General features: G+C 39.3%; 12 protein-coding genes, 1 pseudogene and 1 CRISPR repeat array. Of the genes and pseudogenes, 5 read left to right on the top strand and 8 right to left on the bottom strand.

The genetic code is table 11. The features are described 5' to 3' along the window. Both PZE06_RS24235 and PZE06_RS24240 read left to right on the top strand, forming a co-directional pair. Window positions 1-107, top strand: a 107-nt coding sequence (locus PZE06_RS24235; RefSeq protein ID WP_275792077.1) for an IS3 family transposase, incomplete at its 5' end; no start/stop codon positions are given. A 44-nt stretch (window positions 108-151) separates the two neighbouring features. After that, window positions 152-1,448: a CRISPR direct-repeat array (repeat unit 32 nt; unit sequence ATTTCAATCCACGCACCTATATAAGGTGCGAC). 131 nt (window positions 1,449-1,579) lie between these two features. Continuing rightward, the gene (locus tag PZE06_RS24240; RefSeq protein WP_151026201.1) at window positions 1,580-2,590 is read left to right on the top strand and encodes an IS1595 family transposase; all 1,011 of its coding nucleotides are present in this window, start codon (window positions 1,580-1,582) and stop codon (window positions 2,588-2,590) included. Between the two features lie 55 nt (window positions 2,591-2,645). Here the strand turns inward: PZE06_RS24240 and PZE06_RS24245 are convergent, their stop codons facing one another. Together PZE06_RS24245 and PZE06_RS24250 are read right to left on the bottom strand one after the other, a co-directional pair. Further along, window positions 2,646-2,924 (bottom strand): hypothetical protein, encoded by a 279-nt coding sequence (locus PZE06_RS24245; RefSeq protein ID WP_151026200.1) that lies wholly within the window; start codon window positions 2,922-2,924, stop codon window positions 2,646-2,648. A gap of 553 nt (window positions 2,925-3,477) precedes the next feature. Next, the gene (locus tag PZE06_RS24250; RefSeq protein ID WP_151026199.1) at window positions 3,478-4,422 is read right to left on the bottom strand and encodes a Gfo/Idh/MocA family protein; all 945 of its coding nucleotides are present in this window, start codon (window positions 4,420-4,422) and stop codon (window positions 3,478-3,480) included. Between the two features lie 241 nt (window positions 4,423-4,663). On the opposite strand from PZE06_RS24250, the gene PZE06_RS24255 reads away from it, so the two are divergent. Then, a complete protein-coding gene (locus PZE06_RS24255; protein ID WP_151026198.1) occupies window positions 4,664-5,440 on the top strand; it encodes an alpha/beta fold hydrolase in 777 nt (258 codons plus the stop codon). A 127-nt stretch (window positions 5,441-5,567) separates the two neighbouring features. On the opposite strand, the gene PZE06_RS24260 is transcribed toward PZE06_RS24255, so the two are convergent. Continuing rightward, on the bottom strand, window positions 5,568-6,131 hold the full coding sequence (locus tag PZE06_RS24260; protein ID WP_151026197.1) for a TetR/AcrR family transcriptional regulator: 564 nt from the start codon (window positions 6,129-6,131) through the stop codon (window positions 5,568-5,570). 203 nt (window positions 6,132-6,334) lie between these two features. On the opposite strand from PZE06_RS24260, the gene PZE06_RS24265 reads away from it, so the two are divergent. Continuing rightward, window positions 6,335-7,771: a DHA2 family efflux MFS transporter permease subunit gene (locus PZE06_RS24265; protein ID WP_151026196.1), complete on the top strand. Its 1,437-nt coding sequence runs from the start codon at window positions 6,335-6,337 to the stop codon at window positions 7,769-7,771. Between the two features lie 432 nt (window positions 7,772-8,203). Next, on the top strand, window positions 8,204-8,827 hold the full coding sequence (locus PZE06_RS24270) for a hypothetical protein (protein WP_151026195.1): 624 nt from the start codon (window positions 8,204-8,206) through the stop codon (window positions 8,825-8,827). Between the two features lie 189 nt (window positions 8,828-9,016). Here PZE06_RS24270 and PZE06_RS24275 read toward each other — a convergent pair whose 3' ends face one another. The 5 genes and pseudogenes from PZE06_RS24275 to PZE06_RS24295 all read right to left on the bottom strand — a co-directional run. Continuing rightward, complete coding sequence (locus PZE06_RS24275; RefSeq protein WP_151026202.1) at window positions 9,017-9,712, bottom strand: Type 1 glutamine amidotransferase-like domain-containing protein; 696 nt, start codon at window positions 9,710-9,712, stop codon at window positions 9,017-9,019. 16 nt (window positions 9,713-9,728) lie between these two features. Beyond that, window positions 9,729-10,148 carry a FosM family fosfomycin resistance protein gene (gene fosM, locus PZE06_RS24280; protein ID WP_151026194.1) on the bottom strand — a complete coding sequence of 140 codons (420 nt, stop codon included), beginning with the start codon at window positions 10,146-10,148 and terminating at the stop codon, window positions 9,729-9,731. A 23-nt stretch (window positions 10,149-10,171) separates the two neighbouring features. After that, a complete protein-coding gene (locus PZE06_RS24285) occupies window positions 10,172-11,347 on the bottom strand; it encodes a glycerate kinase family protein (RefSeq protein WP_151026193.1) in 1,176 nt (391 codons plus the stop codon). Between the two features lie 95 nt (window positions 11,348-11,442). Further along, on the bottom strand, window positions 11,443-12,321 hold the full coding sequence (locus tag PZE06_RS24290; RefSeq protein ID WP_191963585.1) for an N-acetylmuramoyl-L-alanine amidase: 879 nt from the start codon (window positions 12,319-12,321) through the stop codon (window positions 11,443-11,445). A 29-nt stretch (window positions 12,322-12,350) separates the two neighbouring features. Then, a pseudogene (locus PZE06_RS24295) lies at window positions 12,351-12,476 on the bottom strand (transposase); the annotation flags it as partial.

Raw genomic sequence — 12,476 nt, forward strand, 5'->3', positions numbered from 1 at the left:
AGTTTACAGACTATGTACACTGGTTTAACCACCTACGTATCCATGGTACTTTAGATTATTTAAGTCCAGTGGAATACAAACTTACACACCTTAAGAAAACTGTCTAGTTTAGTGTTGACAATCCAAATGTTTTCTTAAGGCTCCAGTAGGCATTTCAATCCACGCACCTATATAAGGTGCGACTCAGGTAACTCTTTTTTGAGTGTTTTTGTATCTATGATTTCAATCCACGCACCTATATAAGGTGCGACATGGTCTATCGAAAGATGAAAAAGAGCCAGATTCATTTCAATCCACGCACCTATATAAGGTGCGACAACTATGAGGGTGAAATGATTAAATCATTTTGTATTTCAATCCACGCACCTATATAAGGTGCGACCAGATGAGGAGCATTATAATATAATATTTCTTGGAATTTCAATCCACGCACTTATATAAGGTGCGACTAATCAGAAAAACCAGATAACAAGTTATTAAAATTTCAATCCACGCACCTATATAAGGTGCGACATGACGATGGTTATTCCGGAATGGCTAAAGACCGAGATTTCAATCCACGCACCTATATAAGGTGCGACGGATTCGCACTTACCGCGCCATATTTAATCATTTAATTTCAATCCACGCACCTATATAAGGTGCGACGCTGGCTTCGGTAGTAGCGGAATAAATACGGAACTATTTCAATCCACGCACCTATATAAGGTGCGACAAGCGGAAGGTGAGCCGGGCTTCATCAACCTTGAAATTTCAATCCACGCACCTATATAAGGTGCGACCTACGACAGGGAACCGTTCTGCGAAACTTTCGAGATTTCAATCCACGCACCTATATAAGGTGCGACCGAAACTCGAATGTCCTAAATGTAAGAGTACATGATTTCAATCCACGCACCTATATAAGGTGCGACGGGAAGGAGTAAGAAAGTTTGGAGGTAATGTTAAAATTTCAATCCACGCACCTATATAAGGTGCGACGTATGATGGTCAGACGTAGACAAGCAGCCATAAGGATTTCAATCCACGCACCTATATAAGGTGCGACATAGACTCCTTTGAGTACAAGGAGTATTTAGGTGAATTTCAATCCACGCACCTATATAAGGTGCGACAAGTACCCGTTGTCAAACTTTAACTGCTCGTTTTTATTTCAATCCACGCACCTATATAAGGTGCGACAACAGCGACATGTCGAATGATTCCGGCGCTTTATCATTTCAATCCACGCACCTATATAAGGTGCGACGACCACATCAACCATAATACAATCGACAATAGAATATTTCAATCCACGCACCTATATAAGGTGCGACTTAGTCACTAAGCCGTCAATAGCCGGTTTCGGGATATTTCAATCCACGCACCTATATAAGGTGCGACCAAAATAAAGGTGCGGTCCTACTGTTTTCGCAGATTTCAATCCACGCACCTATATAAGGTGCGACTGCGATTTTTAAACAAAAAAAGTAAATTTACACTTTTTCTCATTTTAAAAGGCTGTTTTCGTATAGATTGTTGCTTTCTTGACCATACTGTTAAAAGGTTGATATAATAGGGTTTAGGGAGGCGTTCGGATATGTGGAAAGATATTTATGAAGATTTCAGCGAACTAACAAAATCGGAGCAATTGGCATTGTTTAACGCTATGAAACAAGATTTGTTTCCCGATGAACCAGATAAAATTACGAAACTACTTAAAAGCATTCGAGAAGCCCGATTTGCTTCTGGTTTGGGTTGTGTTCATTGTGGAAGCACATCAGTTAAACGGAACGGTAAATATCGTTCAAGACAACGCTATCTATGTAATGATTGTGGAAAGTCTTTCAATGATATGACGAACACACCATTTTCAGGCTCTCGCTACCCTGAAAAGTGGGTGAAGTACATTGAACTGATGGTAGAGGGATATACACTACCCAAAATCGCTGAACGGCTAAAAATTCATATCTCCACTGCATTCTATTGGAGGCATAAAATCTTGAACGCATTAGGAAGCATCGGCTTTAATCAACTACAAGGTATTGTTGAGAGTGATGAAACCTTCTTTCGTGAGTCAATGAAAGGAAATGAAATCACCCATAGAAAACCTAAGAAGCGTGGAGAAAAAGACGAAAAGAGAGGCATTTCTAACCTTAAAATTGCCGTTGTCGTAGCACAAGACCGTAACGGTAGTGTGATTGCCCGAAAAGCAGGAACAGGTCGTGTTAGAGCCGAAGAAATTGACACTGTGATAGGTGAGTATATTCACCCATCTGCTTTGTTATGTACAGATACAGCAACAAATTATAAAAAGTTTGCAAGAATAAAGGGATTACAGCACGAAACGGTCAATGAGCGACAGAAACAGCGTGTGAAGAAAGGAATATACCATATTCAACACGTCAACAACTTTCATAATCGTTTAAAAACTTGGATGGAACGCTTTCAAGGAGTTGCAACAAAATATCTCGACAACTATCTCTATTGGTTCCGTTGGCTTGAATTAGGCAAGAATATGGCATTTGAAAAACGAGTGGAGCAAATGCTTATTTCAGCGTGTCAAAAATCGAACGACACCACAGTTAATTCATTAAGGGCTGTTTTGTGAAACAAAAAAACGCTTGGATAAATCTCCAAACGTTTTTCCACCGTATTTAAAATCACTACACGAAAAATGTGAAGGGATAAAAGATATAATAGTCATCTACGTTGTGTATTAATGGATTCCAAACGACATATGAAACAACACAGATTGCAATGGAAATACCAATAAGACTGGAAGTTTTCATTCCTTTTCTTAGCAACTTAAATGATATAGCCAAACCAAATAACAAAAGTAAAATCGCTCCAAATAACACATATAATCCAATCGAAAATCCAGAGATAAAACTTAGAAAATAAATAACTAAAGCACCTAAATAGAACCAAAGAGAAACCTTCATTTTTACCCCTCCTAAAAGTTACTTGTTATTTCTAATTTATCATATTCAAACCTTTATACAATTACTATTTAATTCCTTTTATATCTTTATTATATCACAATGTTTATTTTTCACCTTAAAAAGCAACATAGTTTACGAAAACAGCCTTTTAAAAATGCAACATTTCTTTTTTTTCAAGAAATATTTGTAAATATAATGCCAAATAAGACGATTAAACCCTAATTTTAAGGTGCGAATCGCCTAGGGAAATGATGTGCGCTTCACATTCGCACTAAAAAATAATGTGGTGAGAGAGCTACCGAACTTTTTTAGTGGATCTATCGATTCCAGCCTTCTATGAAAATCTCTTTTTTTAACAAGCGTGGAAACACTATGCCGTGAACTTTACTTTTTCATGCTGTACTGAATGCGCCTCTGAATTAAAGCATTAGATTATGCAATCTTCCTCTTAATTATAGCAAAAACCTGACATTTCAAATTAAATATTCCAAACTCAAGAATACGATTAGCAAACTTGCACCAATACCTTTTTGTCGCCCAGGTTCTCTCCTTTCTATATTTTCCGTAACTGTTCAAGTATGACTTGTGCTTTGTACCCCACTTCGAAATCATATAGCTCTGCCTCTTGTCCATCAATAGCCTTAATGATTTCATCGATTAACTGATTTGGTGCTGCATCTTCTATTAAAATAGTTTCCAGCTTTTCTCCTAGTTTACCAACCTTAAGCTGGCCCCAGTTTTCGAGTGATAGTGTTCCTTCTGAACCGAATGCTGTAAAACCAATATATTCCTTTCCAGCAATTTCACTTATGCCTTCAATTAAAACTGGAGTTCCATCTTCAAGCTTTGCGGTTGCGATAATCCCCGTTTCACATTTGAGTGGATCAGTGGGTAATTCTAAATGGGTATGGATATTTTTCAAATCACCAAAAACCTTCAAAATTTGCTGGATGAAATGAACTCCAACCTCAAGTACGAAGCCGCCCTGTTCACGATTTCCAACCCAGTTATTTTTTTGCCACGGACGCGGCCATTCTGAGAACTGCATGGTAAGCTGTAATCGCCTCAGCTTTCCAATATAATTTTCACGAAATAACTCGGCAAATTTTATTGCGGCCGCTCCATAATTAAGCGGGAAATTCATTGCATGAATAACATTTGCTTCTGTTGCCGCTTTCAACATTTCCCGGGCCTCTTCCACTGAGTTTGCTAAAGGCTTCTCACATAAAATATGTTTTTGGGCCCGCAATGCTTCCATCACAATTGGAAAATGAAATTTCGGTGGGACTGCGACATAAACAAGTTCAACCTTCGGATCCGCGATTAATTGCTGATACATTGTATAAGCCTGTGCTCCCCTAATAGATCCAGCTGTCTCTCTTGCTAGTGACTCGAGCTGATCACAGACCGCCACAACTTCTATATGAGGATGCTGCAAAAATTGTTTCATTAAACGCTGCCCAATTGCTCCTAGACCAATAATACCAATATGTAACAAATAAAAAATCCCCTTTCCCTGTGTTATATCTATCGTACATGAGGAAAAGACAACTGTCATTTAATTTATAACATGATATACTACAGCTTGATTTGGCCGTTTTAACATCCTTTTTACATCAATAACATACTTTATCAATGACCAACGCTACTAATCGTGTTTTCATGATAAAATAGTTATATATCATTGTCCGTATTAAATGCAGCAATTCAGTTGTGTTAAATCTATAGGGAGTGAATTTATGAGTTTATACTATCAAGAGCATGGTGATAAGAATGCACCATTAATCGTGTTTTTGCACGGTGGCGGTGTTAGTAGTTGGATGTGGGACAAGCAAGTTCAATATTTCAAACACAAACACTGTGTTACTATCGACTTGCCTGAACAGGGGAAGAGCAGGCAATCTGAACTTTTCTCGATTAAATCTAGTGCACTAAAAATAATTGAACTGATCGAAAATATTGGAAAAGGCAAGGAAATTACCGTAATTGGCTTTTCTTTAGGGGCACAGGTCGCCATACAAATTTTGAGTTTAAAACCACAGTTGGTTGATAATGCCATGATCAATAGCGCTTTAGTCATTCCTAGTCCACTTTTAAAAAAATGGATTAAACCTACCATTAAATTAACATCGCCATTAATCAAAAATCATTCCTTCTCAAAGCTGCAAGCTAAAACACTTTATATTACTCAAGAATACTTTGAAACCTATTATAAAGAAAGTACCGCCATGCCCACCGAAACATTAATAAGAATACTAGAAGAGAATATGTCTTTTGATCTCCCGAAAAGTTTCCGAGAAGCAAAGGCAAGTATATTAGTCACAGTTGGTAGCAAAGAAAAAGCAGTCATGATAAAATCCGCTAAAAAAATCGTCGCCAATCATCCTAATGGCAAAGGCATCATCCTTCCCAATATTGGTCACGGAGTATCGTTTGTAAAACCAGATTTCTTTAATCAACTCATTGAATCGTGGCTCACAAAGGACTCTTTACCGCAAGACGTGCAAACCATTTAAGTGACTACATATGAAACTTCCAATCAAGCGAATTATTAGCAAAAAAAAGCATTGGCAATTCCCTGAGACAGGGAGGCATGAATTTGCTTCCTTGTCAGTTCTGCTTACATTCCCCCGATGATTTCCCCTACTTATTCTCTTTTTTCGTTACCATTAAAATAATCTGTTTCGCTAGAAAGTTAGGACTGTAGGGAGTATCCTCCTTTACCCACCATGACACGATCCCTAAAGTTGATGAAGCAATAATTTCATTTGCTACATGAAATGCCTTCCCTCTTTGTGCTCTATCTTTTTCCCATAACGTAATGATTTCTAATAAGAGTTGAAACATTCTTTCACGGAAATCATTATTTTCCAACATAACGTTAAAAAGTGCTGAATGCTGGTAAATATAATCTAAAAAAGTGACTAACTGAGTTCGTGACTCAGAAGCTCTGTTCCGTCCGCCATCTCGGCTAGGGGGCTCAATTACCTCATGCATGTCCGCGAGAATTTCATCAATCATTTGCTCCATTAAGTCTTCAATATCACGATAATGCAAATAAAATGTGGCTCGATTTAATTGGGCTTGGGCTGCAATCCTTTGAACCGTCAACTTTCTTGAATCATCATTTTCCTCCAGCAAGGCTATTAATGCTTCTTTAAACATTTTCTTCGTACGTGTAACACGCGGATCTATTTTATTAGACATTTCTCCATCCCTTTGCCTATTATTAATAACTTCATCAACACTTTCATGTAAAAATGTCTAATACTAAACATTCCTACTTAAAGTGTAAATGTCATTCTTTTTATTTACATGTTACTATTTATTTTATCGACATGCTGTCAATTAAACAACTGAATGATAATTAAGGATAAAACCGTTGCCTTGAAAGGAATGAAATATAGATCATGGAACAACCTAGACAAGAACTAAATAAAGGAATTTTATTATTTGTTATTCTTTTAGGGTCATTTCTATCCGTTCTTAACCAAACCATTTTAAATGTTGCGTTACCAGATTTAATGGTCCAATTCAAAGTTTCCCCTTCAACCATACAATGGCTTGCTACTGGATTCATGCTCGTCAACGGGATTTTAATTCCGGTTACAGCCTATTTAATGAAACGATTTACCACTCGGCAGCTTTTCATTGCCTCCATGCTTTTTTTATTAATAGGAACCTTTTTTAATGCAATTGCACCAAATTTCACCATTTTATTAATAGGCCGGCTTATTCAAGCTGCAGGCGCTGGCATCATAATGCCGTTACTCATGATGGTCGTACTTGTTGTCTTTCCAGCAAACGGGAGGGGGACAGCGATGGGGCTGATCGGATTAGTCATGATCTTTGCTCCGGCTATCGGCCCAACATTGGCAGGATTCATTATTGAACATCTTTCGTGGCGCTGGATATTTATCGGCATGTTCCCACTCGTAGCAATCGTCATTGCCTTATCTTTTAAATACCTTGTTAATGTTTCTGAAACATCAAAGGGTAAGGCAGATCTATTTGGAATCATCCTTTCTACAATCGGGTTTGGCGCCATTCTTTACGGCTTTAGCAGTGCAGGCTCAGCAGGATGGGGAAGTCCGCTAGTGCTTTTCTGTTTACTAATAGGCACCATCTTCATTGTACTATTTTGCCATCGTCAAATCGTTGCCAGTGAACCGATGCTTGACCTACGTGTTTTCAAAGAAAAAATGTTTTCAATGACTGCTTTGATCAATGTTTTTTTGACGATTGTCATGTATGCGGATTTAATTTTGCTTCCAATGTATTTACAAGCTAGCAGAGGTTTTACCGTACTAGACACGGGGCTGTTATTACTACCTGGTGCCCTGATTAACGCCTTTATGTCACCATTGACTGGTCGCCTTTTTGATAAATTTGGTGCTAAACCGTTAGCTATTATTGGTCTGCTCTTCGTTATTCCGTCCATTTGGGCTGTTACCAACTTAAGTGCCACAACTGGCTATGCTTACTTAATGATTAGAACGATTCTTTTACGAATTGGCCACTCTTTCCTAACGATGCCAATTACGGGCGCTGGTTTGAATGCTTTGCCAAAGCATTTGAATGCACATGGATCAGCAGTAACCAATACCGTTCGCCAAATAGCAGGCGCGATCGGCACGGCTTTAGTCATTACGATTATGACAACAAGAACAAGCAGCCATACAACTGAACTAATGGCTGGAAATCCGAATCTATCTCAAGCACAGCTTTTAAAGGAAGCATCCATATTGGGAACCAGCGATGCCTATATGTTCACAGCGATATTAAGTATATTCGCCTTCATATTAACGCTAGTCATGCCAAATAATAACGCAAAAGAAAGTGAATGAAGAACAATGAGAAATGAATCAGGGCGTAAAATTTCGCGTATCATCAGCTAAATTTTGTCTCATCTATTATAAAATTATTGATTTGATGTCTTGAGCAACTCTCTCACATTTGCACTAGTTTCCTTTACAGCATTCTTAATTCAAGTTTTCATTCACCATGCCCTGTAAGTAATGGTGAATGGAGACTTATGTAAAAATGGACCACCTGTAAGCTTATAAAGTAACAAGGCTCATACAAATTTCCAACCTCCGCTATTATGTAAATATCTTCCCTCCATTTTTATCAGTAGCAGACTAGGATATACTCGCAGCTAACTAATAGATACAAACCATTCATCCTTTTCTATTCCCCATGCTCGTTTCCTTTTGCTCTCAGGAAAGCTTCTCTTCCTTTCATCTGATATACTAGACTTGAAAGGAATGATTTAACAAATGAAATACACACTGACAAGCCTCTTCTTTATTGCATTATTAATACTAGCTGGCTGCACTGATAAGGAAGAAAACAGAGCAGAGCCTGTAGAATCAACAGAAGAAGAAGTAACAGAAAGTCTAGCAGAAGCGCCAGAAGCTGAGGATGAAGAGGAAAGCCTTTATTCAGAGGAAGAGCACGGTGAGCCGTTAAAAAATAGCAATCTCAACGACAAAGAAACCTTATTGCCATACTCTAGTGAACAAATTGAATACGCTCGAGTATGGCGGCAATTCGGACCCAATCAAGAGATCGATGAATTAGTGGTTCACTCGATCCCAGCCGGTACGCCGCTTGACCCAAATGATGAAGCAAGTGTTAAATACCCTGAAGACGTCATCCAATTAACAGGGACGCGTTTAGTGGACGGGAGTGTTACTTACAGCGGCAACGGAGATGGCACGATAAATATTTACAACGTTCCATTGCGTTGGTATGGTGGTATGCCTCCTTCCGATGAGCTAGAAAAGGAAAATATTTACAAAGAAATGAAAAATATCATGACAAACCCTAAACTAGAATCGGTTGAAGCAGATAGCGGAGAAGAAATTATTAAACTAATCGAGCTCCAAAAAGGCCATTAATAGATTAAAAAAGTTGCCTACACTTTACAAAGTGCAGGCAACTTCAAAAAGAAGCAATAGAAGTTAGGTTTTACTCAAAACGATCGACAACGTTCGACAGGGACGAAAAAGGGAAGTCAGTTTGTGAAGTGACCCCAAATCTCAGATTTCACTCTAACATTTGGAGTACAATACATCCCTCTGCACTTTTTAGTATCCCAAATACGTTGTATCAAGGACCGATTCCACAACTGCTTCATGGTTGGACAAGCGATAAGCCTTCGCATTTCGTCTTGAACTTACAATGGCTTCTAGCTTTTGATCAATGAAATGAAGAGCGACCCCATCGTCGGCAGCTATTCCAGCTTGAATTTGTTTCGAGGCTACAAGTTTCTGATATGCAGGTCTCCGTTCAGCTTCTCCATCATAATGTGGACAGTTGCTTCCTTCTAAAAACCGTAAACACTTAATGGGCTCGAGCCCATCTCCATACGAATCGGTAACCCCTTCTTCAAACCAGCAAATGGAACCGGCACTTACACCAGCGAGTACAACCCCTTCTTCCCAAGCTTTTTTGAAAATATGATCAAGCCCCCACTCCTTCCACAAAGCTAAAAGGTTTTTCGTATTCCCCCCACCTACATAAATAATGTCTTTATCAAGCACATAACTTTCCAGATCTCGTGTAGGCGGTCTAAATAAAGAGAGATGGGAAGGCTGACAAGATTGCTTCTTAAAGAAATGATAATATCTCTCAATATAGTTTTCAGAATCACCGCTGGCAGTTGGAACAAAACAAATCTTTGGATTCGTTTTTCCCGATTGTTTTAAAATATATAAATCTAGCAAAGGATTATCAGGCTCCATCGAAAAGCCTCCGCCCCCAAGAGCAATAATTTGTCCTATCAAAGCTCTCCTTTCTTTAATCAAAAAATTCCATATGTATCTTTTCTTGCTTATAATAATCAAGACGGTCCTCGAGTGTTCCTGTATGAAACTCGAATTTATGACCATCTGGATCGGTAAAGTACATCGATTTTTTATCCTTTACGTCTCTCGGTCTCCCTGGCAATATATGAACCTTTAATGCTTGCAGCTTTTCGTAAATTTGTTCAAATTGTTCCTCTTCAATAGAAAAAGCAATATGTGTATAAGAAAGATGAATTTCATTTCGAGGAATATCCTTTTCCATATTTAATGCCAGCCAGATGCCATTTAAATCAAAATATGCCGTATTTCTTCCCTTTACTAACAATTTTGCCTCAAATACTTGTTGGTAGAACTCGATTGATTTTTCCAAATCTGAGACGGAAAATAATAAATGGTTTAAACCTTTGAGCATCTCTTTCACCACCCATTTTTTCGCTATTTTTTCTTCGTTTCATAATCCCTGCTCCTATTTAAGCTTGCCGTAGCCCATACCCGCCCAATTTGTTCAGCCGTTCTCATTAAATTCTCGCGCGTAACGTCACGATCAAGTGCTACTTCTAATGAAACAGGGCCACCGACGATGGCAAAATACGCTGTAATTCCAGAATCATACAGGGAACGCTGGCCATCTGTTATATCTCCTGCAAGAGCTATTACAGGAATGCCCCGTTTTTTGGCAAGATTGGCGATTCCGGCTGGCGCTTTCCCCATTGAAGTTTGTCCATCGAGTTTCCCCTCCCCAGTAATCACCAAATCTACATTCATCAACTTGCGCTCTAACTTGTTTATATCCAGAATTAATTGAACCCCCGATTGTAAACGACTATTTAAAAAACCTGCGAAAGCTGCACCTAAGCCTCCTGCTGCTCCTGCACCAGCTATATTTTGAAGATCCAGCCCCATTTGCTCAAAGACAACGTTGGCAAAATGCCGTAGCCCATTATCAAGTTCTTGAATCATTTCAGGAGTGGCACCTTTTTGCGGTCCATAAATATAGGCGGCCCCATTTGTACCATATAAAGGATTATTCACATCACATGCCACACGAAATGTCGCCTTCTTCACTTTATCAGAAACATGCTTTGAATCGATTTTGGCAATCTCCTCTAACTGACCTCCGCCAAAACCAACCTCCTGTCCTTCCCGATTTAAAAATTGATAGCCTAAAGCCTGGAGCATACCTATTCCCGCATCATTGGTCGCACTTCCACCCAAGCCGATAATAAAATGACGGCAGCCTTTATTCAACGCATCTAAAATTAACTCGCCAACACCATAGGTCGTCGTTATTTGCGGATTCAGTTGTTCCTTTTGCAGTAAAGGAAGTCCGCAGGCCTCTGCCACCTCAATGACCGCTGAATCTTCTTCACCTAAAATCCCATACTTAGCAGCTATCCGATTTCCTAGCGGCCCTGTCACAACCGTTTCGACAAAGTGGCCATTCGTTGCATAAACAAGCGCTTCTACCGTTCCTTGTCCACCATCAGCTATAGGTACTGTTTGAATCCTAAACTTTGGATCCGCTTGCAACAGCCCTGTTTTGACGGATTCATTGGCTTCTAGTGAAGATAGACTTCCCTTTAACGAATCCATCGCAATTAATATGTTCATTTAACTCCCTCCAGTCATGGAGGCCCCCCCTTTCTATCAATTTGGTACTACCATATATCACTCTAAAGGCCTAAATAATCAAGTTAATAGAACCATTATTCGAATTTAATATAGCCATCAAAGCCCGCTGTCTTAAGCTTTTTAAGTGTAGCCTCTGCATTGTCCTTTTTAGAAAAGACCCCCACCTGTACCCGATAATATTTCTGTCCTTCTGTTGATTTCTCAGCTTTACTTGATGAATTAATTACCGTAAGAGCATCCTTATCGATCCAACTCATAATTCCCGCAGATTCTCTACCATTCTTCTTATCTACCTTTTTGCCTAATAGCACACAAGTCTTTCCACCTTTAAGTACTGGCTTCCCATTTGAATTAACCTGGGTCACTTTGTGATAGGAACCAGTTTTGACCCAAGATGGAATGGTAGCCCCTCCAGGATAATATTTGCTTGCTGAAGACTTCACTTCCACCACTTCACCTACTGCAATTTCACTTAGTGGGTTCAAAGGGCTACTTGTATTATTTAATGCTGCTTTTACTGCTGAACGAAAGAAATCCATTGTTTCTCCGTGCTTAGGGAACCAGTGCATCACATCTGAATGATTACTAGCAATTCCCTTTTTATATCCCTCGGAATGACAAATGATATCCCGTTCGGTTAATCCATACTCTTGGCAGAGCATCACACAAAGTTCCACTGCATTTTGCCAAGCCTTTCTAAAATAGACTTCATTCTTGGAAACTTTATAGCCAACCATCGTCGATCCTTTCCCATAAGAAAACCCACCTGGCTCACAAATTTCAAAACCAATGTGAGTATTGTTCCCTGTTCCGCCGCAATGCCACCCTCGGTGATTCCAAGGCAAGTACTGCCACACCCCTTGATCATCAACAAAAGCATGCACACAAACCTGTCGACTGATTTCACCTGCTTTGTACGATTTATTCCAGCGATTAAACCAGTCTGCCGCCATCACTCCTGGGGTTGCTGTTGAGTGGACCGTTTTAATAGAGCGTTCTCGTGGGGGAATGCTCCTTTTTTCGTGACTTTTCGAAAGCTAGAGTGGATACTTTCTACGGCATTCGTGGTGTACATGATTTTTCGTATGTGACTACCATAATCAAAAAG

Source organism: Robertmurraya sp. DFI.2.37 (genome assembly GCF_029211245.1).
Lineage (GTDB): Bacteria > Bacillota > Bacilli > Bacillales > Cytobacillaceae > Robertmurraya > Robertmurraya methanolica_A.